The organism is Paenibacillus sp. FSL R7-0189 (genome assembly GCF_037969925.1).
Lineage (GTDB): Bacteria > Bacillota > Bacilli > Paenibacillales > Paenibacillaceae > Paenibacillus_AQ > Paenibacillus_AQ odorifer.
Genome location: NZ_CP150223.1, coordinates 2,923,587 through 2,948,621 on the forward strand (window position 1 = coordinate 2,923,587; position 25,035 = coordinate 2,948,621).

At 43.2% G+C, this 25,035-nt stretch carries 20 protein-coding genes; all 20 read left to right on the forward strand.

What is annotated here, in order from left to right; translation table 11 throughout:
• Positions 1–22 precede the first annotated feature (22 nt).
• The 20 genes from MKY63_RS12605 (at position 23) to MKY63_RS12700 (ending at position 25,022) form a co-directional block, all read left to right on the forward strand.
• A complete protein-coding gene (locus MKY63_RS12605) occupies positions 23–2,353 on the forward strand; it encodes a methyltransferase (RefSeq protein ID WP_339813105.1) in 2,331 nt (776 codons plus the stop codon).
• Between the two features lie 421 nt (positions 2,354–2,774).
• The gene (locus tag MKY63_RS12610; protein WP_339813109.1) at positions 2,775–3,164 is read left to right on the forward strand and encodes a flagellar protein FlaG; all 390 of its coding nucleotides are present in this window, start codon (positions 2,775–2,777) and stop codon (positions 3,162–3,164) included.
• 14 nt (positions 3,165–3,178) lie between these two features.
• Entirely contained in the window at positions 3,179–4,663 is a 1,485-nt protein-coding gene (gene fliD, locus MKY63_RS12615; RefSeq protein WP_038573589.1) for a flagellar filament capping protein FliD, read from the forward strand.
• A gap of 21 nt (positions 4,664–4,684) precedes the next feature.
• The gene (gene fliS / locus MKY63_RS12620) at positions 4,685–5,074 is read left to right on the forward strand and encodes a flagellar export chaperone FliS (RefSeq protein WP_036678499.1); all 390 of its coding nucleotides are present in this window, start codon (positions 4,685–4,687) and stop codon (positions 5,072–5,074) included.
• The gene (locus MKY63_RS12625) at positions 5,055–5,402 is read left to right on the forward strand and encodes a hypothetical protein (RefSeq protein WP_235219409.1); all 348 of its coding nucleotides are present in this window, start codon (positions 5,055–5,057) and stop codon (positions 5,400–5,402) included. Before fliS ends, MKY63_RS12625 begins: the two co-directional genes overlap by 20 nt.
• Positions 5,403–5,636: 234 nt before the next feature.
• Positions 5,637–5,834 carry a cold shock domain-containing protein gene (locus MKY63_RS12630; RefSeq protein WP_019915069.1) on the forward strand — a complete coding sequence of 66 codons (198 nt, stop codon included), beginning with the start codon at positions 5,637–5,639 and terminating at the stop codon, positions 5,832–5,834.
• Positions 5,835–6,151: 317 nt separating this feature from the next.
• Positions 6,152–7,588: an S-layer homology domain-containing protein gene (locus MKY63_RS12635; protein ID WP_339813111.1), complete on the forward strand. Its 1,437-nt coding sequence runs from the start codon at positions 6,152–6,154 to the stop codon at positions 7,586–7,588.
• Between the two features lie 229 nt (positions 7,589–7,817).
• Positions 7,818–8,366 carry a ribosome-associated translation inhibitor RaiA gene (raiA, locus tag MKY63_RS12640; RefSeq protein WP_036678506.1) on the forward strand — a complete coding sequence of 183 codons (549 nt, stop codon included), beginning with the start codon at positions 7,818–7,820 and terminating at the stop codon, positions 8,364–8,366.
• A gap of 269 nt (positions 8,367–8,635) precedes the next feature.
• A complete protein-coding gene (secA, locus tag MKY63_RS12645; protein ID WP_076107034.1) occupies positions 8,636–11,143 on the forward strand; it encodes a preprotein translocase subunit SecA in 2,508 nt (835 codons plus the stop codon).
• 366 nt (positions 11,144–11,509) lie between these two features.
• Positions 11,510–12,623 (forward strand): peptide chain release factor 2 gene (prfB, locus tag MKY63_RS12650; protein ID WP_339813115.1). Its coding sequence is split into 2 segments (ribosomal slippage): positions 11,510–11,581 and positions 11,583–12,623, totalling 1,113 coding nucleotides; the frame shifts between segments, so codons are not numbered across the junction.
• Positions 12,624–12,722: 99 nt separating this feature from the next.
• Positions 12,723–13,607, forward strand: a complete 885-nt coding sequence (locus MKY63_RS12655) for a YitT family protein (protein WP_036678511.1) — start codon at positions 12,723–12,725, stop codon at positions 13,605–13,607.
• A 183-nt stretch (positions 13,608–13,790) separates the two neighbouring features.
• On the forward strand, positions 13,791–14,840 hold the full coding sequence (gene argC / locus MKY63_RS12660; RefSeq protein WP_339813517.1) for an N-acetyl-gamma-glutamyl-phosphate reductase: 1,050 nt from the start codon (positions 13,791–13,793) through the stop codon (positions 14,838–14,840).
• 20 nt (positions 14,841–14,860) lie between these two features.
• Positions 14,861–16,093, forward strand: a complete 1,233-nt coding sequence (gene argJ, locus MKY63_RS12665) for a bifunctional ornithine acetyltransferase/N-acetylglutamate synthase (protein WP_339813117.1) — start codon at positions 14,861–14,863, stop codon at positions 16,091–16,093.
• 41 nt (positions 16,094–16,134) lie between these two features.
• Positions 16,135–16,965, forward strand: a complete 831-nt coding sequence (argB, locus tag MKY63_RS12670) for an acetylglutamate kinase (protein WP_339813120.1) — start codon at positions 16,135–16,137, stop codon at positions 16,963–16,965.
• 69 nt (positions 16,966–17,034) lie between these two features.
• On the forward strand, positions 17,035–18,321 hold the full coding sequence (locus MKY63_RS12675) for an acetylornithine transaminase (protein ID WP_339813122.1): 1,287 nt from the start codon (positions 17,035–17,037) through the stop codon (positions 18,319–18,321).
• Positions 18,318–19,286, forward strand: coding sequence for an ornithine carbamoyltransferase (gene argF, locus MKY63_RS12680; RefSeq protein WP_076144657.1), 969 nt, complete (start codon positions 18,318–18,320; stop codon positions 19,284–19,286). Before MKY63_RS12675 ends, argF begins: the two co-directional genes overlap by 4 nt.
• 292 nt (positions 19,287–19,578) lie before the next feature.
• The gene (locus tag MKY63_RS12685; RefSeq protein WP_036678522.1) at positions 19,579–20,814 is read left to right on the forward strand and encodes an argininosuccinate synthase; all 1,236 of its coding nucleotides are present in this window, start codon (positions 19,579–19,581) and stop codon (positions 20,812–20,814) included.
• Positions 20,815–20,908: 94 nt separating this feature from the next.
• Positions 20,909–22,324: an argininosuccinate lyase gene (argH, locus tag MKY63_RS12690; protein WP_036678523.1), complete on the forward strand. Its 1,416-nt coding sequence runs from the start codon at positions 20,909–20,911 to the stop codon at positions 22,322–22,324.
• Between the two features lie 137 nt (positions 22,325–22,461).
• Positions 22,462–23,661 carry a phosphoenolpyruvate hydrolase family protein gene (locus MKY63_RS12695; RefSeq protein ID WP_339813128.1) on the forward strand — a complete coding sequence of 400 codons (1,200 nt, stop codon included), beginning with the start codon at positions 22,462–22,464 and terminating at the stop codon, positions 23,659–23,661.
• Between the two features lie 152 nt (positions 23,662–23,813).
• Positions 23,814–25,022: a Tm-1-like ATP-binding domain-containing protein gene (locus tag MKY63_RS12700; RefSeq protein WP_036678525.1), complete on the forward strand. Its 1,209-nt coding sequence runs from the start codon at positions 23,814–23,816 to the stop codon at positions 25,020–25,022.
• The last annotated feature ends 13 nt before the right edge of the window (positions 25,023–25,035 follow it).

Sequence of the window (25,035 nt, forward strand, 5' to 3'; positions counted from 1 at the left end):
TATGAGAAGGGTTGGGGAAAGTTTGAGTTTAGATAATTTGAAGAATTATTCAAGAGATTTTAAGGATAATATACAGAATTTGATTGAGAACGGTTTTTTAGAAGAAGTTAAAGTAATGATACTAGAATATGAGAAAATTGTGGAAAAAGATTTTGAATTATATTCAATAAAAGGGACTATAGCTTTACTGGAGGGCGATCTAAAAAAGGCAGAAAAATATTTTTTAGACGGCTTAACTGAAAAACCATATGATAGCGATTTGATATATAATCTGGCTTATTTATACGAGATGAGAAAAGAAAATATTAGTGCTTATAGACAATATAAAAAGTTGCTCACTTTAGCATTGGGTGATCTAAAAGAAATTGTGTCATTAAAGATTACTGAACTTGAGAAATTGACTCAAGTAAATGATTATATCGAGAGAAAAAAAGTGCTTATTATAGCGTATATTTTTCCACCTCTCGGGGGATCCGGAGTACAGAGAACATTGAAGTTTGTGAAATATCTAAGGGATTTTGGATGGGAACCAGTTGTTCTCACAGTGGATGAAGGTGACTTTCCATTTACGGATAGTACATTAGAAAAAGAGATCCCGCAAGAAATTGAAGTTATTAGAATTAGAGAGAAGAAAGACTTAGATATTCATTATATTAATAAGTTAATACAAATGTATCAGGTTGTGGTGAATAATAATGAAATAATGATGGAATATGTCGAGTTATTAAAAAATAACTCGGATAAATTAAATGAATTGGCTTTTCTGCCGGATCATGCAATTGTTTTTGCTAGAGAAGTGCTGGACCAAATAAATGATTTTGTTAACTTCAATGAAATAGATCTTATTTATTCTACTTCAGGTCCATATTCAGATCATCTAATAGGGTATTTTTTGAAGAATAAATATGAGAAAAGATGGGTATGTGATTTCAGAGATGAATGGACCAATAACCCGTATGCCGAATTCGATAAAGATAGCATTTTATTTAAGGTTTTGATGAAAATGGAAGAAAATATTTTAAAAAGTTGCGATAAAATTTTAACGACTACTCCATTAGCAACTCAAAATTATATTAATAATTTTGGGGTTGATACTAACAAGATAGAGACAATAACTAATGGGTATGATGAAGAAGATTTTTTTGAATTATTACCTAATAATATTCAGGGAAAGAATGAAAAGTTTCGGATTATGCATAATGGGATTTTATATATGATTAGAACTCCGGAGACCTTTCTAAAAGCAGTCTATAATTTAGTAGTTAATAATATACTCCCGAGAGAGAAAATAGAGATTTATTTTACTTTAACGGAAAATGATGATCACTGGAGAGAAGTAGCAGAACAATTAGGAATAGATGATCTTGTTAATTTTTTTGGATACTTAAATCATAATGATAGTTTATCGTATGCGTCTAATGCTGATCTTTTGTTATTGATAGTTGGACCTGGAGAGAAAAATAAATCAGTGTATCCAGGGAAGGTATTTGAATACCTAAGATTGGGGAAACGAATATTAGCGCTTTCCCCATCTGGAAGTCTAGTTGAAGCATTAATTAATAAAACTTCTAGAGGTGAAAATTACGAGTTTGAAGATGTTCAAGGTATGCAGGATTATATAATAAGAATGTACAAAGAATGGGAAGCTGGATCATATTCAGATCTGAGTATTAATGGGGATATAAAACGATTTGAGAGAAGGCAATTAACCCGAAAATTAAGTGACATATTTACAGAGACTATAAAAGAAAAAATTAGATTTAGTTTTGACATATCCGAAAGAGATGAAAATTTTTATAATGATCTTTATGAATCTGGAGGCTGGAATCAATCTTATTTTAAACACTATAGTGAAATACATTATATTGATATTTGGATGAAAGCTACTGAAATGATTCGAGATGTGGAGAATCCTAAAATCATAGATATAGGCTGTGGACCTGGGCAATTTGCTAATTTACTTTTAGATAATCATTTGACGAATTATAGAGGTATGGACTTCAGTCAAGAAGCTATAAAACATGCGAAAATAAGAAATGATAGATATAGATCTTCATTTAGTGTGGATGATGTTTATACGTCTAATATATTTGATGAAGACTATAATATTGCTGTTTTGTTTGAAATACTTGAGCATTTAGATGGTGATCTAGAGATTCTAAAAAAGCTTAAAAAAAATACGAAGGTTCTTTTCTCAGTCCCTAATTTTTATTCTGAGGGACATGTAAGATGGTTTAATTCTCAATTAGAAGTGGCGCAAAGATATAAAGCTGTAGTGGGAATTAATGATATCTATACGTTCGATGTTGGTGGTGAGAATAAAATATATTTGGTATTTGCTGAAAAAGAGTAAGTGATACAAGCGGCTGAGGTATCATAGTCATTCATTTATGTATTTCTTTTTTTGGAAGAGAATAGTGGAAATAATTGGTGCGAGATCTCAATTAATGAAGAAGATTTCATTTATTTCTTTCTGGAGTTTTTAAAGAAAAGAATGAGGATTAGCTAATTCAAACTGGATAGAAGAATGACGCGAATTTTGAATAACAATACTGCGGTTGTATCGACAGGAAAACAAATCTTAAGTGGATGAAAGTGTAAGCCTTGTATTACAGGTGAAGACTTATGGCCATGGAGTTCTGAATGACTGTTTAGTGGAATGCTCTGCTTTAATTGAAATGATTTTTATAGTATTTATCTGTACTATTTCTAAATTATCCCTTCCTGCAACCGATATATATATTATAAACTAAGTGTCGTTGGAGGTCGGGCTCATGAATGTACAGTTCTCCGTATCTGCTAATCCATCAACTGGTGGACAGAGCAGGTCTGAGTCAATACCTGGTAATGCAAAAGTCGGGTCAGTGAACGAATTGACTTCAGTTAAAGATATCAAGGATTTAAGTAGCAAAGAGCGTGAAGGCATTTCAGTCTCAGTTGCAGAGGAGCAGTTGATCAGGAATATTGAGCGCGCAGTGAAGACTTTACAAGGACCGAAAACTATTTTAGAAATCAGTGTACACGAGAAGACACATGACATTATGGTTAAGGTACTAAACGAAGACACTGGTGAATTGATTCGTGAAATACCGCCTGAAAAAACATTAGATCTAGTAGCGAAAATGATGGAAATTGCAGGAATTCTAATCGATCAACGTGTATAGGGAGGAGTGAACAAATGGTTCTTAGGGTTAATGGTTTTTCATCAGGAATGGACATTGATAGCATTGTTAAACAAATGATGTCGGCAAAAAGGCAGCCCCTGGATAAGCTTAATCAACAGAAAACTCTATTAGAGTGGCAGAGGGACAGTTATCGTGAGCTTAACAGTAAACTTGTAGATTTCAAAGCCAATAAGTTAAGTAGTTGGAACAAACAATCTCAAATGAATGCACAAAAGGCAGTAGTGAGTGGAAATACTCTTGCGGTAAAGGCAGAGGCAAATGCTGATGCTAATGGAGTAGAAATGAGTGTTCAGGTAACGAAACTGGCTACAAAATCTTCTTTAGAGTCAACAACACAGCTTACTACCAGTTCATCCGAAAAAGCAACGATTAGAACAAAATTGAGCGATATGCTAGGTGCGACTACTCCATTAGAATTTAAAGTTGATGGAGGGGTCACTCTTACTTTTACTGATGAAGACACCATATCCTCAGCGATTAGTAAAATTAATAGTAGTTCAGCAGGTGTGACGGCAAGTTTTGATGAGGTGAGTGGACGATTTACTATTTCGGCAAAAGAATATGGGGCTGACAACGTATTAGAGAAGAATAAGTTGAGCGGTTCTTTTTTAAGCCTAATGAATGTTGGTGCCGTGAAAAATGCGGAGAACGCTGAAGTTTATATTTCCAGTGGTAAGCAAGGAAGTACGGAAACTCCTGTTAAATATACTCCATCTTCCAACAATTTCACGGTTAATGGCATTCAATTAACTTTGCAAGGCTTGTCTGGAACAGCAGGTACTACAACAATTGCTACACAGACAGATCCTACTAAAGCTATTGAAACCATTAAATCTTTCGTGGAAGCATATAATGAACTTATTAGCTTATTCACTAAAAAAACAGATGAGAACAAGTATCGTGATTTCGCGCCATTGACATCAGAGCAAAAGGAAGCGATGAAAGAGAGTGAAATCACAACATGGGAGGAAAAGGCGAAAAGCGGATTGCTTAAGAATGATGCAATACTCAAGTCTACAGTTTCTGACTTTCGGTCCGTAATAACTTCTAAGCTTGGAGATCTTAGTTCATTTGGGATTACTACAGGACAATACTTTGAGAACGGTAAATTATATATAAATGAAGAAAAATTAAAACAAGCATTGACTGATAATCCGGAAAAAGTTACATCCTTGTTTCAGACTCCTTCGGGAGGGTCGGGCATATTTACAAGTCTTTCAACCTTAGCCGATAAAGCTTTGGATAAAATTGTATTGAAGGCGGGCACATCTAAATTCTCTGCGGATATAAATAGCACATACAAAACTGAGAGTGTTATGGGAAGACTTCTGAAGGATTATAATTCCCGAATTGATGCGTGGGCTGACAGATTGACTGATATGGAAACCAGATATTATAAGCAGTTTACTGCTATGGAAACTGCAATGAGTAAGTACAATTCCCAATCAAGTAGCTTATCAAGCTTTATGTCTAGCTAGTAAGAGAAAAGGGTGACACAAATGATAAATTCTCCTTATGAAAAATACCGTCAGTCATCGGTAAAAACATCGACCCCTTCACAGTTATTGATTATGTTATTTGATGGAGCGATTAGATTTGTAAGGGCGGGTATGGAAGGAATCGATTCAGTTGACTATCAAAAGACAAATATTAATCTGGGGAAAGCGCAAACAATTGTTAGTGAATTGATGTCGACACTGGATCCTACCTATGATATATCTAAAAGTTTGAATGATCTATACGAATATATAAATCATTTGTTGATTCAAGCTAATGTGAAGAAAGACAAGGTACCTGCAGAAGAGGCGCTACAGTATTTGACTGAGTTTCGAGTAACTTGGTTAGAGGCGTCAAAGCTGGTACCAACACATGAGAAAACCCATGGATAATTGTATCTTAGAGTTAAATAAGATTACTCAAGATATTATCATTAGACTAGATAATTGTTCATATGAAGAATTAACTGATTTCGTCGAACAACGTCAAAATTTGATAGATCAACTCGAACAGCATGTGAAAAAACAGTCGATCGGTGTAATCCAGCAGTATCAGTTACGAGAGTTGTTGGAGACCGATCCTATGATAATTGCAAGAATGCAACAACTTAAAAGCGAGGCAGCTAAGTGGCTTCAACAGAGAGAACAGGCCAAAACACAACGCAACGCCTATGAGGCCGCCTACACCCCAGACAGTTTCCTTATGGATCGCAAAAAATAATTTATCAGTGTTTCACTATAGGAGTAGACGGGTATTAAATACCGTCTGCTCCTTTTTTTGATCATTGTACCGAATCTATTTCTTGTTTATGGAAAATTTAATAGTTTATTTTACGTGGTAAATTATTGAATGTAAACATTTTCTTTTCCAATTGACAATAAAGAAGTTACGGTGGTATAGTCGAATTGTGAGCAAGACTCACGTTCATCTGATGACGAAGGGAATGTTTAATCAATGGAAGGTAAAGTAAAATGGTTTAACGCAGAAAAAGGTTATGGTTTTATCGAGACTGCAGACGGTGGCGACGTATTCGTACACTTTTCCGCGATTCAAACTGATGGTTTCAAGACATTGGATGAAGGTCAATCCGTAGAATTCGATATCGTTGAAGGTGCACGTGGACCACAAGCAGCTAACGTAATCAAATTATAATCATCCGGCGAAGCCGAACTACATATAAGTAGATGGTTAGCAATTTAGACAGCGCTAGCAGGGATCTTGGAATCTTCCAAGATCCTTTTTTTGTGCGTTCATATGTGTCTAGTATAGCCAATCCTAGTAAAGAAAATAGCCTATTTTGTAAATTCATTTTATGGAAAATGTTAGAACTCTGCAAAAGGTGGGTAATAGATATACGTTGAGCTGTTTATCTTACCTCGACACACACTATGTTAGCCTAGGTTACTACATTCACGAAGAAATTCAATATAGCCTAAGCTATCAAAACAATTAGGAGGGTGATTAGCAGGATGAAGAAGATGTGGCGCGGTCTTATGACCGGAATATTAGGTACTAGTATGTTATTGGGGTCTCTCGGCAGCGTATCTGCTGCAGCTGTACCTAAGGATATTCAAGGCCACTGGGCGCAAGGTCAGCTGCAGGAATGGCTAGATAGAGGTTACCTTGGAGGCTACCCAGATGGAACGGTAAAACCAAACAAAGCAATTACGCGTGGTGAGTATGTGACTATGGTAAATCGCCTGTTAGGGTTTACAACTAAAGCAACAGTAACTTTCAAAGACATGAAGAGCACAAACTGGAATTACAGTGAAGTGGCTAAAGCCGTGGAAGCTGGATATATCGGAGGATACGAGGATAATACGTTCCGTCCTAATAATCCGCTTACAAGAGAAGAAGCAGCTGTAATTACTGCAAAATTACTTAAATTGAGCACCAATACAACTTCGAACAAATTTAAAGACAATGCACAAATTGCAGCATGGGCAAAAGGTGCTGTAGCAGCCGCAGTGGAAAAGAAGATTGTTAACGGTTATCCAGATGGAACCTTCGGTCCTAAGAGATCGTTAACACGTGCCGAGGCTGTAGGTATTATCAATACTTCAGCTATCTATTATCCTGGTAGTGGCACAGGTGGTGGTGTAACACCTACACCAACTCCAACGGCTACTCCGACACCAACAGCTACACCAACCCCAACTGCTGCTCCAGGTGGTAGTACTGGCGGAGGTTCTGGCGGTGGTAACGGTGGCGGCGGAAGTAGCACAGCGCCAACAGTAAGTGGGGCAACCTACGGTAATGTTGGTTCAGTCACAGCGGATGTATACCTGACACCTTCCGTAACTGGTGCAGTATACTATGTTGTAGCTCCTTATAATGCTGATGTAATTGCTCCAACTGCATTGCAGGTGGAAAAAGGACAAATTAGTAACGGGACTGCAAGTGGTATCCATGGTAGTGTTGCGACTGTAGCTAACACAACGGTTACATTCTCTGTTTACGGATTGAATCCTGGTACAGAATATGCAACATATATCACGCTTGCGGATGCAGCTGGTAACTTGTCTACTGTAACGACAGTTCGGTTGACTACTGCTCAAGCTACTGCTAGCTCGATTTCGCTTTTTGAGCCAGGACAAGTTAGTACAGTTACAGCAGATGTATATATTAAATATGGTACGACAGGTGGCACTACAACACCAGTTAGATATGTAGTATTGCCAGCAAATGAGAAGGCACCTACTGCAGCACAGATTGCTTTAGGCCAAAATGGTAGCGGTACTGCACTGGCTGCTCCATGGACTGACACACTTACGTTTGCTCCTGGTGTAAAACGTACACAGACCCTAACTGGTTTAGCAGCAAATACTGCCTATAAGGTATATGTTATTGCAGGATCGGGTTCTCAATGGTCTCCTGTAGAAATCATTCAAATTCATACCAAATAGCCTGACCTTATGTGATTTCATTCGGAGAATATAAGAGTGGGATCCGTACTATAATAACGACAGGTTTACTTTTGGTCCGGTAGGGCGATTGGTTGCTCTCACCGGACTTGTTTTATTTGTGAACGCTATGACAACATTTGTTATCTAAATGTAAGGGCTGTAAGGAATTGCTTTTTACTTAGCGCTTACAATTTGGTATAATGAAGGTGTAACTAAAGGAGGAGTGGCCATGCAATTCACCATTCGAGGTCAACAAATTGACGTGACCGACGCTTTGAGAGAGTATGTTGATAAGAAGCTCAGCAAACTTGAGAAGTATTTCGAAGCACCCCCTACCTCTGAAGGGTCTGTGACGCTTGGCGTAGTTCGCGGCCTTCATACGGTGGAAGTAACCATTCCGCTTGCTGGCGTGACGCTTCGTGCGGAAGATCGCAGCGATGACATGTATGCTTCCATAGACGCCGTTGTGGACAAGCTGGAACGCCAAATTCGCAAACACAAAACGAAGCTGAATCGGAAGTTCCGTCAAGAGGGACTCAAGACGCTGTTTGTGGATGGAGCTAGTGCCGCTGTTGCTGTAGAAGAACAAGATTACGATGATTTAGAAGTGGTTAGGAACAAACGCTTTACGATGAAGCCGATGGATGTGGAAGAAGCGATTCTTCAAATGAACATGGTAGGACATAATTTCTTTGTGTTTTCCAATATCGACACCTCGGAAGTTAGCGTAGTTTACAAACGTGATGATGGTAAATATGGACTGATTGAACAGGGCTAAGATACGATGATGCCAGTTATGCTCTAAGTATAAAGGGCCTCGAGAGTTAGTCAGAACCTAGGAAATTTAAACCGAGCCCCTATTCGCTTATAGCGAATAGGGCTCTTGTGCGTATATATGAAAAATGTGGCTGTTACACCTTGTATTGCGGCATCTCTTACAAACTGTTACAATTTATGAAGCAGCGGAATCGAATTTATAAATGGCCCTTTCAATTTTGTGAGGATGGGCTCGGTTCCACCATCTGTGTTGCATGAAAGGGGTTAACCATGCTAGGACTTGTAAAGAAAATATTCGGAGACACAAACGATCGTGACGTTAAACGTCTCATGAAGACAGTCGATGTAATTAATGGATTGGAGCCGGAATTTGTAGCACTATCCGATGAAGCTTTAAAAGCTAAGACGGAAGAGTTCCGCGCCCGTATTGAGAAAGGCGAAACCTTGGAAGAAATTCTTCCTGAGGCGTTTGCAACCGTACGTGAAGCTTCCAAACGGACGCTTGGCATGCGGCATTTTGATGTACAGTTAATTGGTGGTATGGCTCTGCATGAAGGCCGAATCTCCGAGATGAAGACTGGTGAAGGTAAGACTCTAGTAGGAACATTGCCGGTGTACTTGAATGCTTTGCTTGGTAAAGGCGTACACGTTGTAACGGTCAATGACTATTTGGCTCAGCGCGACAGCGCACAAATGGCACAAATCTATAACTTCCTGGGCATGACGGTTGGGGTTAACCTAAGCGGTATGGACCATGCTGATAAACAAGATGCTTACGCCTGCGATATTACGTATGGCACGAACAACGAATTTGGTTTCGATTATTTGCGTGACAACATGGTGCTTTATAAAGAACAAATGGTTCAGCGCCCTCTTTATTTCTGTATTATTGATGAAGTGGACTCCATTCTTATTGATGAAGCACGTACACCTCTTATTATTTCCGGACAAGCTGAGAAGTCTACTGAATTGTACTTTGCAGCAGACCGTTTTGTGAAAAAGCTTAAAGCTGAAGAAGACTACACAGTTGATATCAAAGTGAAGTCCGTAGCCTTGACTGAAAAAGGTGTAGCTACTGCTGAACGCGCTTTTGGTATTGAGAACTTGTATGATCACAGTCATGTAACCTTGAATCACCATATCGTCCAAGCCCTGAAAGCAAACGTAATTATGCGTCGTGACGTAGACTACGTTGTTAACGAGGGTGAGGTCGTTATTGTTGATGAATTTACGGGACGTTTAATGTCAGGCCGTCGTTATAGTGACGGTTTGCACCAAGCGATTGAAGCGAAGGAAGAAATCGAAGTACAGAATGAGAGCATGACGCTTGCTACGATTACTTTCCAGAACTATTTCCGTATGTATCGCAAATTGGGTGGTATGACAGGTACAGCTAAAACTGAGGAAGAAGAGTTCAAGAAGATTTATGGTCTTGAAGTTCTTCAAGTTCCTACGAATAAACCGAATCAGCGCGTAGATATGCCAGATGTCGTCTACAAGAGTGAGAACGGTAAGTTCAACGCTGTTGTGGCAGAAATTGTAGAGCGTCATAAAAAGAACCAACCTGTACTTGTTGGTACAGTGTCGATTGAGAATTCAGAGCTCGTATCTGAAATGCTGAAGCGCAAAGGCGTTAGACACCAAGTGCTTAACGCGAAACATCATGCTGCGGAAGCTGAAATCATTACACATGCAGGTCAGCCAGGTACAGTTACGATTGCTACCAACATGGCTGGTCGGGGTACAGATATCGTTCTGGGCGAAGGCGTGACAGATCTTGGAGGTCTGCATATCATTGGTACAGAGCGTCATGAATCACGCCGGATTGATAACCAGCTGCGTGGTCGTGCGGGTCGTCAAGGGGACCCAGGTTCTACACAATTCTACTTGTCCCTTGGTGATGAGTTGATGAAGCGTTTCGGCGCTGACAACGTTTTGAGTATGATGGATCGCCTTGGGTTTGAGGAAGATCAGCCGATTGAGAGCCGCATGATTACGCGTGCTGTGGAATCTGCTCAGAAACGTGTTGAAGGTAATAACTTTGATATTCGTAAAGTCGTATTGCAATATGATGACGTTATGAATCAACAGCGTGAAATTATTTATAAACAACGCCGTGAGATTCTGGAGTCTGAAAATATTAAAGATATCGTGCTTGAAATGATCAAGCCGGTTATTGAACGTATTGTTCACGCACACTGCAGTGACGATATTCCTGAGAACTGGGAGCTGCAAGAAGTTGCTGATTACGTAAACAGCAAGCTGCTTGAAGAAGGTGCTTTGACTCGCGATATTCTGTGGGGCAAGGAAGCAGAAGAGATCATTGAGTACATCTTCGAACGTGTACTTGAGAAATATGCTGCTCGTGAAGAACGCCTGGGTTCAGAATTGGTACGTGAATTCGAGAAGGTAATTGTGCTGCGCTCCGTGGACAGCAAGTGGATGGATCATATCGATGCGATGGATCAATTGCGTCAAGGGATTCACCTGCGTGCTTACGGTGGTACAGATCCACTTCGCGAGTATCAATTCGAAGGTTTCGAAATGTTTAATACTATGACGGCTACGATTCAAGAAGAAGTAGCTACTTATATTATGAAGGCTCACATCGAGACAAATCAGGAGCGTCAATCCGTTGTAGAGGAAAATAAAATTTCCACTAACAGCGAACCTGCTGAGAAACGTCCGGTACATGTTGAGGCTGCGGCTGGTCGTAATGATCTTTGCCCTTGCGGAAGCGGCAAGAAGTACAAGAACTGCCACGGTCAAAACGCATAAGACAAACGTTTAGTAACGCTCATATTCAGGTGTTGAAGATGTAAGTCTTTAACCCTGATCTCTATGGGTATACTAACCATAAAGAGCGGCTGGGCCCGGGGGTATCCCCCGTTTACGGCCCAGTCGCTTTTTTTGGATATTTAGCACTTTGAGTGAATGTGGAATGGAGAGAAGGTTTGGAACTGGAGAAACGGAGTGTTCGCCTTTGTTTCGGGATTCCAACCGCTATGCGGTTATCAATTCAAGGAATCTGGAAACAACAGCGATCGGAAGTCCAATCCTTCTCGGAATGGCTGAACATTCACTCATTACTTACTTTCCAATAGCGAAGACCGTAACAACCAATTTTGAAAGGTGAAGTGACCTATGATAGAACCAAATGTAAAGCAGGATCTGCGTGAAATAGGCAAGAAACTAACTGACCTTAGGGGGTCTCTTTGACTTAGATCTTAAGCAAGAGATGATCTCGAACTTTGAAGAAAAGATGGCTGCTCCCGGCTTCTGGGATAATTCAGAGCAGGCACAGAGCGTGATTGGCGAGATGAATGCCGTGAAATCGTCCGTGGATCAATACGAGAAGCTACAACAAGAATACGACGATGCTGCGATGATGGCGGAGCTTGCGGATGAAGAGGGCGATGAAGATCTTGCGGCAGAGATTGGAGAGACGATCAGCAGTTTAGGCAGCAAAGTGGATGAATTCGAGCTGCAATTGCTACTTAACCAGCCGTATGACAAGCTGAATGCTATTCTTGAGCTCCATCCGGGTGCGGGCGGTACGGAATCCCAAGACTGGGGCCAGATGCTGCTGCGGATGTATACTCGTTGGGCTGAAAAACGTGGATTCAAGGTTGAGGTGCTGGACTACTTACCGGGTGATGAAGCGGGAATTAAGAGTGTCACACTACTTATTAAAGGCTTCAACGCCTACGGATATCTGAAAGCTGAAAAAGGTGTACATCGGCTAGTACGGATTTCTCCGTTTGACTCTTCGGGCAGAAGACATACTTCTTTTGTATCCTGTGATGTCGTTCCGGAAATTGCCGATGATGTAGAGGTTGAGATTCGTACGGAGGATCTTAAGATCGATACGTATCGTGCAAGTGGCGCCGGTGGACAGCATATTAATACCACAGACTCCGCGGTACGGATTACTCACTTACCTACGGGTGTGGTGGTAACCTGTCAGAACGAACGTTCACAGATCAAAAACCGCGAACAAGCGATGAAAATGCTGCGTTCCAAGCTATATGAGCGCAAACTGCAAGAGCAACAGCAGCATTTGGATGAGATTCGCGGTGAGCAATCCGATATTGCTTGGGGCAGTCAGATCCGTTCCTATGTATTCCATCCGTATAACATGGTTAAGGATCACCGTACTTCCGTGGAAACGGGGAATGTTGGCGCTGTGATGGACGGAGATATTGATGCATTCATTGATGGTTACTTGCGTAGCCAGATCAAGATTGAGGCAGAATAAAAGAGAGTTTCGGGGAAACGGATACCATTCATGGATTAGGATGGGATGGCCGTTTCTTCTTTCGTAGAGCAAGATGACACTTTAAGGAGAGCCTTTGAAATGCAAAAAGTCAATTCACGTAATAAACCCCCACTGATTCCTCTGAATGGGCCACTCCGACATGTGGTGGATACGATGTTAATTTTGCTCGGATCGCTAGTTACAGCGCTGGGGTTTAATCTTTTTTTTCTGCCTAATCATATTGCTTCTGGTGGTGTATCTGGTCTGTCTGTATTGGCTGAAGCTTGGTTTGGGGCTGAACCGGCATTTACGCAGTGGGCGCTTAATATTCCGTTGTTTGTACTCGGGGTAATCTTCTTGGGTAAACAATACGGAGTTCGCTCGCTGCTTGGGAGCTTTGTGTTGCCGCTCTTTATCTTGTTGACAAAAGATTTGCCTGCACCTACCACCAATCCACTCTTAGCTTCCATTTATGGCGGTATCTGTGTGGGGGTGGGGTTAGGTCTTGTGTTCCGCGGACGGGGCTCGACAGGTGGACTTACTATTTTGGCGCAGATTATTCAAAAGATATCCGGTCTCAGCTTCTCGATTTCCGTAGTGCTGCTGGACGGGACGGTCATTGTGCTGGCTGCTTTTATACTCGGTATGGAACAAGCACTATATGCACTGATCGGTCTGTTTGTTACAGGTAAGGCCATTAATGCGATAGAGGTAGGCTTCCGTTATACAAAGGTGGCTTACATAATCTCGGACAAGACGGAAGAAATATCTGAGGCGATTTTGAATGATCTGGATCGGGGTCTGACGAAGCTGGATGCACATGGCGGTTATACTGGTGATGAGCGTACGGTGTTGATGGTTGTAGTAGGCCAGAATGAGGTTTCCAGATTAAAAGCGATTGTTCAATCGGTAGATACTAGTGCTTTTGTGATTATAACTGAGGCGCATGAGGTACTGGGTGAAGGGTTTAAAAGAGAAGTGTAATTTCTCCTCAAGGAGAAGCTATGCTTCTCTTTTTTTGTAAATACAATTATATTTAGGAATAAAGAAAGTTAACACTATGTGTTGTATTTATATTAATTGAGTCGTATAATAATACATATTTCTAAGACGGTATGCATTATATTATTTATTATAATTCATGATAAGCAGGAAGTGGGGATGACAGTGGAAGGCAAGCTGAGAGCGGCGATTGTTGGATCAACGGGTTATGGGGGCGTAGAGCTGATTCGGCTGCTACAAAGTCATCCTAAGGTAGAGATTACTTCGGTAATTTCCTCATCAAGTGCAGGGGATGCTATAGAGGAAGGTTTTCCGCATTTGACGGGGATCATTGATCGAAGGCTGGATGGCGTTGACCCGGCTCAGATGGCTGAGCGGGCGGATGTGGTATTTACGGCGACGCCGTCGGGTGTGAGCGCAAAGCTGGTACCGCAGCTGCTGGAAGCTGGACTTAAGGTCGTGGATCTGTCCGGTGATTTCCGATTGAAGGATGGTGCAGAGTATGAGCACTGGTATAAACATCCCGCTCCGGCTGATGAATATCTAGAGCAGGCTGTATACGGACTTTGCGAGGTGTTTGGAGAGCGTGCGGCTGGGGTAGATTTTATATCTAATCCAGGCTGTTATCCTACAGCTACACTTCTTGGACTAATTCCTGCAATTCAGGCAGGTTGGATTAAACACGACAGTATTATTATTGATGCGAAATCAGGAGTTACTGGAGCAGGACGCGGAACAAGCCTGATGGTGCATTATGCAGAGATTAATGAGAACTTTAAAGCTTATAAAATCAATAAGCATCAACATATACCAGAAATTGAGCAGACACTAACAGAGGTTGCTGGAGAAAAGGTAACGGTAACGTTCACCACACATCTCGTGCCGATGAGCCGGGGAATTATGAGTACGATGTATGCAGGGATGAAGGACAATTATACGGAGCAGGATTTTGTGAATTTATACCGTGAATATTATGCGGGCCGGCCATATGTGCGGGTGCGTGATGTAGGTGTGATTCCGGCGACAAAAGAAGTTAGCGGCTCTAATTATTGTGATATCGGATTTGCAACAGATACTCGTACAGGGCGGGTGACCATAGTCTCCGTCATTGATAATGTTGTAAAAGGTGCGGCAGGGCAGGCAATACAGAACCTTAATTTGATGATGGGATGGGAGGAAACCCTTGGCCTCGGCTACACACCTGTGTATCCATAAGGATCAGCGGTACAAATAATATGAGCGAGATTGAGTTATTTACCACCTTGGAGGGTGGAAGCATCACTTCACCTAAGGGTTTTAAGTCCGGAGGATTGCATTGTGGATTGAAAAAAACAGATCGCAACGATCTCGGAGTGATTCTGTGTGAAGTTCCGGCAACGGCTGCGGCTGTGTATACGACGAATGTTTTTCAGGCGGCTCCGCTGAAAGTGACTCGGGAAAGCCTTTCGAACGGAGTATTGCAGGCGGTTATCGTGAACAGCGGGAATGCCAATGCCTGCACAGGCGAACAAGGTGAAGCAGATGCTTATGAGATGCGCGCTGCTGCGGCTAAGCATTTAGGTGTGGCCGTTAATGATGTGGCAGTTGCTTCGACTGGAGTTATCGGTGAACTGTTGAAGATGGATTGCGTACGTAGCGGAATTACTGCAATACCAGAGAAGCTGGACGGAGGAGCTATTGGCGCGGAAGAATTCTGCCAAGCTATACTTACCACTGATTTAGTTAAAAAAGAGATCGCCGTGAAGGTGCTCATTGGCGGTGTAGAAGTTACAATTGCCGGAGCTGCAAAGGGCTCAGGGATGATCCATCCTAACATGGCTACCATGCTTGGCTTTATGACCACGGATGCTGATATTGCAGCGGAGGATTTACTTAGTCTTTTACGTTCAGCTACGAATGTTACTTTTAATATGATTACAGTCGATGGAGATACTAGCACCAATGATATGTTAGTGTCGATGGCGAGTGGGCTTGCCGGTAATGAGAAGCTGACACGGCTGCATCCGGATTGGGACGCTTTTGCTGCTGGATTCACTTATGTGTGCCAGACGCTTGCCAAAGCGATTGCTCGAGATGGCGAAGGTGCAACTCACCTGATTGAGGTTCAAGTGAATGGTGCTGTTCATGATGAGGCGGCGGCAGCGATTGCCAAGACAGTGGTTGGTTCTAGTCTAGTGAAATCTGCTATTTTTGGAGCGGATGCGAACTGGGGGCGGATTATTGCTGCGGTTGGACGCGCGGGTGTTCCGGTATCGCCGGAGCATGTGAACATTTCGTTAGGGGATATTGAGGTGCTTTTGCACTCGAAGCCAGTTGCTTTTGACGAGGAAAAGGCTTTGGCCTATTTGCAAAAAAGTGAAACTGTGCTGATCACTGTAGATCTGCATGATGGAAGCGGAAAAGCAACGGCTTGGGGCTGTGACCTAACTTACGATTATGTGCGTATTAACGCTGCATATCGCACTTAATTTATGGCGTGTTAAGCCCATAAGGGAAGGATACCGATTATATGACGCTAAATAGCGAGCTTGAACTTATAGATGTTTTAGATGGTAGTGGATTGTTTGTAATGAAATGCGGCGGCAGTACACTTGCGGCTCTACCTGATTCTTTTTTTGAGGATTTGCGAGATTTGCAGGAGGAGGGCATTCAGCCAGTAATTGTTCATGGTGGAGGGCCAGCCATTTCTGAGAATCTAGCGAAACTGGGCATTGAAAGCAGCTTTGTGAATGGCCTGCGAGTAACCACCGAGGAAGTACTAGATGTTGTAGAGATGACCCTGGCAGGGAGTATAAACAAGGCGATTGTCCGGCGAATTCAAGGGAGCGGCGGTCTAGCTCTGGGGCTTTCGGGCATCGATGGGAATATGATCCTTGCTAAACCAGTGGCGAACAGCGCCGAAGTAGGTTTGGTAGGAGAAGTAACGGAAGTTAAGGCTGAGATCGTAACTGGTATTGTTGGGATGGGTTATATTCCTGTCATTGCACCTATCGGAGTAGATGCAGCAGGTCAGCGCTACAATATTAACGCAGATACGGCAGCAGGGGCAGTTGCTTCCTATGTGGAGTCTCCCAAAATGATCGTCGTCACAGATGTGCCAGGCATCATGAGTACAGTGGAAGGTGAAAAGATTGTGCTTCCCTTCGTTACTGTACAGGAAATTGAAGCCTTGATCGAAAGTGGAGAAATCTACGGTGGCATGATCCCTAAAGTGCGGGCAGCTATAGATTGCATTCAGGGCAGCGTATCAGAGGTTATCATTGTGGATGGAAAAGAACCGCGGGTGCTTAGTCGAGTACTGCAAGGTGAAGCGATAGGTACACGTATTATTCGTTCGTAGAATCATAGATGAATACAAATTAGAGGCGCAGCCTGTTCACAGGAGCAGCCGATGGGAGAGTGACTTAGAATGAGCAAGCTTACACAAGCGGAGTTGGATTCGCAAGCAGGGGCACAGCAGACCGATACAGTAGGATCAGGTACACCGGATGTTGCAGCAGGCAAGCTGAGTGCAGTGTTCCCTTCTTACGCCAGATATGATATCAGCTTAGTTAAAGGCAAGGGTACCTGGGTATGGGATGATAAAGGCAATAAGTATCTGGATTTCACCAGTGGATTGGCTGTGACCAGTCTAGGTCATGCTCCTGAAAAAGTCGGCGCTAAGCTGAAGGATCAGATTGATACGCTCTGGCATGTCTCGAATCTGTTCCATATTCCGGGACAAGATAAAGTTGCCAACCTTCTGACAGAGAATAGCTGCGCTGATCAAGTATTTTTCTGCAATAGCGGGGCAGAAGCGAATGAGGCTGCTATTAAGCTGGCCCGCCGTTACCATCAGAAGATTAAAGGTGTCGACCGTTATGAGGTTATCACATTCGAACAATCCTTCCATGGACGTACACTGGCAACACTAACAGCTACAGGCCAGCAAAAGGTAAAAGAAGGCTTCCTGCCGCTTCCAGCAGGTTTCAAGACCGTACCCTTGCATGATCTCCCAGCGTTAGAAGCTGCTATCGGAGATCATACAGCTGCTATCATGCTGGAGATGGTACTTGCAGAGGGTGGCGTGCTTGAGGTAGAACCTGAGTTCTTGAACGCTGTAGTGGCCTTGTGTAAGAAACACGGATTGCTTCTGATTGTAGATGAAGTACAGACAGGTATGGGACGTACAGGCAAGCTGTTCGCTCATCAGCATTATGGAATTGAACCGGATATTTTCACCTTGGCAAAGGGGATTGCTAGTGGGTTCCCGGCAGGTTTAATGCTTGGCAAAGGATATTTGCGTGAAGCCTTCACAGCGGGCAGCCATGCGTCCACCTTCGGGGGAACACCGCTAGCAACAGCTGTTATGGCAGCGACGATTGAGACGATGCTGGAAGATGAGCTTCCACAGCGCGCCGAAGATATGGGTAAGTACCTGACAGGCCTTTTGAAAGAGAAGCTGGCGGACTGTTCTTTTGTGAAGGATATCCGTGGTAAAGGGCTGTTGATCGGGATTGAATGTCAATCCCCAGTAGGCGATATTGTACTGGCTGGACAAAAGAAAGGCCTGTTGTTCGTGACAGCCGGTCCTAATGTTCTTCGTCTGCTGCCAAATCTATATGTAAGCAAAGAGGAGATCGACCAAGCGGTGGACATCCTATGCGAACTCATTCATACTTATGCTAAACAAGCAAACGGGGAGGTAAGCTCATGAGTCAGGGCGTACAGAGTAACAAACACACCATTGCGCAGCAACTGAAAGGCCGTGATTTACTGGAGCTGAACGATTACAGCCCGGAGGAAATTACGTATCTGATTGAATCGGCGATTGAGCTGAAGAAGAAGCAGAAAAATGGCGAAGAATTTCAGCCGCTGAAGGGGAAAACGATTGGTCTTATTTTTGAAAAATCCTCTACACGTACGCGTGTGTCGTTTGAAGTTGGAATGTATCAGCTGGGAGGGCATGCCCTATTCTTGAGCAAAAATGATATCCAGCTTGGACGCGGAGAAACTGTTGGTGATACAGCGCAAGTAATGTCGCGTTATCTCGATGGAATTATGATCCGTACCTTCGGCCATGATAAGGTTGAAGATCTCGCTCGTTATGCTTCTATTCCCGTAATCAACGGTCTTAGTGACCTGGCACATCCTTGCCAAGTGCTGGCGGATTATCAAACGATTTATGAGCACAAAGGAAAGCTCAAAGGCCTGAAGCTGGCTTACATCGGCGATGGCAACAATATGGCGCATTCCTTAATGATTGGCGGAGCTAAGCTGGGCGTGGACGTATCTATCGCCGGACCGGAAGGTTATGAGCCAGATGCAGCGGTTGTCGCAGAAGCTCGTGAGATCGCTAAAGAAACCGGAGCGAAGATTGTGGTCACTCGCAGCCCGCAAGAAGCTGTACAAGACGCTGACGTCATCTATACAGATGTATGGGCGAGTATGGGCTTCGAGGAGGAGCAAAAGGCACGTGAAGCGGCATTCAAGGACTATCAGGTCAATGAGGAGCTTGTAAAAGGCGCTAAGAGCGATTATCTCTTCCTGCACTGTCTGCCAGCCCACCGTGAGGAAGAGGTCAGCACAGGCGTGATTGACGGCCCTAACTCGGTGATCTTTGATCAGGCTGAGAACCGCCTGCATGCGCAAAAAGCTTTAATGGCTGCGTTGATGAGTTAAGGAATTTAAAAAATATAAAATATAAATCACTATATAAATTGAATTAATGTTGGGCGAAGTTAGACTTTGGACGATGGAGTAATGGAGCGGAATTTTTGGAACTGTAGGAGCGTAGCGTTCGCCTTTATCATCAGATTTCATCCGCACAATGCGGTTTGAAATAAAAGAAATCTGATGATAACAGCGACCGGAAGTCCAAATATTCAGTGTAATTGCGATTTATCGTCAGAGTGCTGGCAAAGGCACGTTTATTTTAATTTATATAGCCCACACGAAAGGAAGTTGCCACACCATGGCTAAAGAAAAAATTGTACTCGCCTATTCCGGCGGATTGGATACATCCGTTATTTTGAAATGGCTTAAAGAAACTTATGACGCGGAGATCATCGCCTTCACAGCCGATATCGGCCAAAAAGAAGAGCTCGACGGCCTGGAGGAAAAAGCACTAGCAACCGGCGCTTCGAAAGTATACATTGACGACCTGCGCGATGAGTTCGCTAGCGATTTCATCTACCCGATGTTCCAATCTGGCGCCCTTTATGAAGGCCAATACTTGCTCGGAACTAGTATTGCTCGTCCATTGATCGCTAAGCGCATGGTAGATATCGCCATCGCTGAAGGAGCAACGGCTATTGCGCACGGCGCGACAGGCAAAGGGAACGACCAAGTCCGTTTCGAGCTTGGCGTAGCTGCATTGGCTCCGAACATCAAGGTGATTGCACCTTGGCGTCTGGAAGAGTTCCGCAATCAATTCCCAGGTCGTGCGGAAATGATCGCTTATGCGGAAGCTAATGATATTCCGGTACAAGCCTCTGCGGCGAAGCCGTATTCGATGGACCGTAACCTGCTGCATATCAGCTATGAGAGCGGCGTATTGGAAGATCCTTGGTTCGATCCAAGTGCACCAGAGAACAAAGGAATGTTCCTGCTGAGCAACGCTCCTGAGGATGCTCCAGATGAAGCGGAATATTTGGAGCTCGAATTCGTTAAGGGAGACTGCGTAGCCCTGAATGGTGAATCCTTATCCCCACTTCAAGTTATGGAGAAACTGAATGATCTAGGTGGTAAACACGGTATCGGGCGTGTGGATATGGTTGAGAACCGTTTTGTCGGCATGAAGAGCCGTGGGGTGTATGAGACTCCAGGTGGAACGATCCTCTTTGTCGCTCATCGCAAAATGGAGTCCATCACGATGGACCGTGAAGTTATGAACCTGCGTGACAGCCTGATCACCCGTTACAGCACTTTGGTGTATAACGGTTTCTGGTTCGCTCCAGAACGTATTGCACTGCAGGCTCTTGTGACGCAAAGCCAACAAAATGTAACGGGTACTGTTCGTCTTAAACTGTACAAAGGCAATATCATTGGCGCTGGAGTGAAGAGCCCAGTCAGCCTATACAACCCTGAGATTGCAACGATGGAAGCTGATCCTACACAAGCTTATGATCAAGGGGATGCCACTGGTTTTATCCACTTGAACGCTTTGCGCCTTAAAGTTTCTACAGGTGTAAATGGAGCTTCTAAATAGTACGATAACATATACTTAAACGGGCAACCCCGAAGGCCGTTCCTCCCGTCAGGATAGGAGCGGCCCTCTGGCGTCCAAGAGGAGGAAACAACAGGTGAGCAAGCTTTGGGGCGGACGGTTTACTAAAGGAACGAACAAGCTGGTGGAGGAATATACGGCTTCCATTGGCTTTGATAAGGCTTTGGCCAAAGAGGATGTGCAAGGCAGTCTGGCACATGTCACGATGCTGGGCAAATGCGGAATCCTTCCACAAGAAGACGTGGAAACAATCAAACAAGGTCTGAACAAAGTGCTGGACAAGGTTAATGCTGGAGAGGTTGTTTTCTCAGTATCGGATGAAGACATCCATATGAATATTGAAAAACATCTGATCGAGGAAATCGGTCCAGTTGGCGGTAAGCTGCACACAGGACGTAGCCGTAACGATCAAGTGGCGACGGACATGCACCTTTACTTACGTGGTCGTGTAGTTGAGCTAGTTAGTTTGTTGCATGAGCTGCAGGAAGCTTTGATCGAACAGGCAAAAGACAATGTGGAGACCATTATCCCTGGTTATACGCATTTGCAACGGGCACAGCCGATCCTGTTTGCTCATCACTTGCTGGCTTACGTATCGATGTTCCGCCGCGATGCAGAACGTCTGACGGACAGCTACAAACGGATCAACGTGCTGCCACTCGGAGCAGGAGCGCTTGCTGGAACGACCTTCCCGATTGACCGTCATTTTGTAGCAGAACAACTGGGTTTTGACAGTGTGTATGAGAACAGTCTGGATGCTGTCAGCGACCGCGATTTCATCGTGGAGTTCTTGGCGAATGCTTCCCTTATCATGACACATCTATCCAGACTCAGTGAGGAACTGGTGCTGTGGAGCAGCACAGAGTTCAGCTTTGTAGAACTGGATGATGCTTTCTGCACAGGCAGCAGCATTATGCCGCAGAAGAAGAACCCTGACGTACCAGAACTGGTACGGGGCAAAACAGGCCGCGTTTACGGCAACCTGATTGGTTTGCTGACGGTGCTGAAATCATTGCCACTGGCGTACAACAAGGATATGCAGGAAGACAAAGAAGGCATGTTCGATACGGTTACTACGCTGACTGGCGCACTACAATTGTTCGCGCCGATGATCTCCACTATGAAGGTGAACAAAGGTCGTATGCGTGAAGCGGTGAACACGGATTTCTCGAATGCAACGGATATCGCCGACTTCTTGGTAGGCAAGGGGCTTCCTTTCCGCCAAGCGCATGAGGTAATCGGGAAAACGGTACTCTACTGCATCAACGAAGGCAAATTCTTGTTGGATTTGACCCTGGAAGAGTTCAAGCAATTCTCGCCGCTTTTCGACGAGAATATCTATGCTGTTCTTCAACCGGAAGCTGTAGTTAACGCTCGTAACGTTTATGGCGGCACAGCCACCGTGCAGGTGAAGGCTGCAATTGAACGCGCAGAGCTGGCATTGCACGAAGCTAATGAATGGGTTGTACAACACGGGGATGCTATATTGTAAACCGTATTAATATCAAATCTCGCCTCAGACCTTTATAGGTGTCAGGCGGGATTTTTTTTATTAACTAAATGAACTATGACTGGATTAGCAGTGTTCTTTACGGTTATCCTTAGGTTAGGATAGGAGGGTTCGTAGATATGAACAGAAAGCAAATCCTAGACGAGCTTAGATCGGAATTAAAAGTAGGCAATCATATTATTGGAGTAGCCACCGGTGCTGGTATAACGGCAAAGTATGCGAAGCAAGGTGGAGCTGATTTTATTCTGATGTTAAACTCGGGTAAATTTCGCCAGATGGGGAGGAGCTCTCTCGCTGGTATTTTACCATTTTGTAATAGCAATGATATGGTGATGGACTTTGCATCTAGAGAGATCATACCGTTGGTCAGAGATATCCCTATTATTTTCGGCCTCAATGCAACTGATCCGACCAAAGATATGGAATCCTATATAAGTGAAATAAAGAATAGAGGCTTCGCCGGCATTAATAATTACCCCACGGTTGGTTTAATAGATGGTCAATTTGGAGAAGCGCTCGAAGAAGAGGGGAATGGTTATCTACTTGAAGTAGAAGCCATAAGAATAGCCCATGAGAAGAATTTGTTTACCATTGCTTTTGTATTTGACGAAATCCAGGCAGCACAGATGATTGAGGCTGGAGCGGATATTATTTGTGCCCATCTAGGTCTAACAGAAGGCGGGTTATTAGGCGCTAAAAAAGTATTCTCTCTGGAAGCTGCCAAGGTTAAAGCGGACAAGATATTTAATACATGCAATGAGCTAAAGCCAGATTTAATTAAGCTGGTTTACGGTGGTCCGGTGAAAACGCCAATTGATGTGCAATATATGTACAGCAATAATCAAAACTTGATGGGATATATCGGAGGCTCTGCTTTTGAAAGAATTCCATCGGAGAAGTCCATTACGAATATAACCAAAGCTTTTAAAGTGTCGGGGACGCTGGATGAAGATGATTTTATGGTCAAAATGTTAGATGGCATCACAAAGCACTATGATTATGTTGAATTTGTAAAAGAATACGTAGCTCAAAATTATAGGAATGAGATCTTGTTTGCAGATTTAGCTAAGGTGGCACATGTATCCCGAAGTTACTTGAGCAGTTTGTTTACCAAAAAAGTAGGCTGTAGCTTTCAAACGTATCTCGTGCAATTTCGGATGGATAAGGCGGCGGAAATATTACATAGAGACCATATCCAGTTATCTGAGCTAGCGCCATTAGTTGGATACCAGGATTATGCGCAGTTTAGTAAAATGTTCAAGAAGTATAAAGGGTTCTCTCCAAAACAATATAAATCTAACATAAACACAAAAACATAAGACATAAAAGCGTTTTCATCCATAAATCAAAGAAGTATGATTAACTCATAAGTTGATCATGCTTTTTTTTGAAATATAAGAAAGCATAAGTTTCACACTATACATTATCCTTATATTTCTTGTTGCAGATATTTGAGGAGGAGGTTGAAGAAATGAAGACGATTGCTATTGCCGGAACTTTTGACACCAAGGGTGAAGAATATCTCTACATTAAAAATTTACTGGAAAGCTTGGAGCTGGGTACGTTTACAATTCATACAGGTGTGTTTGAGCCCACGTTTACACCGGATATCTCTAATAGAGAAGTAGCAGCAGCCGCGGGTGTAAGTATAGATGAGCTCGTTGCCAAAAAAGATAGAGCACTAGCAACAGAATTATTAGCCAAAGGTATGGAAAAATTAGTACCTGAATTATATAAGCAAGGCAAATTTGATGGAATTATCTCCTTTGGGGGCACTGGAGGCACTTCACTTGTAACACCGGGTATGCGGGCATTACCTATTGGTGTACCTAAAGTGATGGTTTCGACCGTAGCTTCAGGGAATACTGCTCCATATGTAGGCACTAGTGATATTGTCATGATGCCATCTGTAGTGGATGTTGCCGGGCTGAACTCTATTTCAACAAAGATTTTTACTAATGCAGCTTTCGCCATCGCCGGTATGCTTAAATTTGAGAATAAACAAGTGATAGAGAAAAAACCATTAGTAGCTACAACAATGTTTGGGGTAACAACTCCCTGTGTGACGGCAGCCCGTAACTATCTTGAGACTAGAGGCTATGAAGTGCTTGTATTCCATGCAACAGGTGTAGGTGGCCAGTCCATGGAAGCATTAATCGAGGCTGGTTTTATTGAAGGCGTATTGGATCTGACAACAACAGAGTGGGCGGACGAAATTATTGGCGGCGTGCTGAATGCAGGACCTCACCGGTTAGAAGCTGCTGGTAAACATCATATTCCACAGGTTGTCTCGGTAGGCGCGCTTGATATGTGCAACTTTGGCCCTTATGATACGGTACCAGCCAAATTTGCTGGACATAAGTTTTATAAACACAATCCAACAGTTACTCTGATGAGAACAACAGTAGAAGAAAATGAAGCCATCGGCAAAAAGCTTGTCGAGAAATTAAATATGGCCAAAGAGAAAACGGTGTTAATGCTGCCGCTTAAAGGGATATCTGGCATTGATGTTGCAGGGGAAGCTTTTTATGGCGTAGAGGAAGATCAAATGTTATTTGATACCTTAAGAAATGGTGTAAACAGAAATGTTGTCGAGGTTATCGAAATGGATTGTGCCATTAATGATGTGGAGTTTGCAGAAGCAGCAGCGCAGAAGCTAATAGATCTCATGAGCAAATAAGGCTTTTATAAGA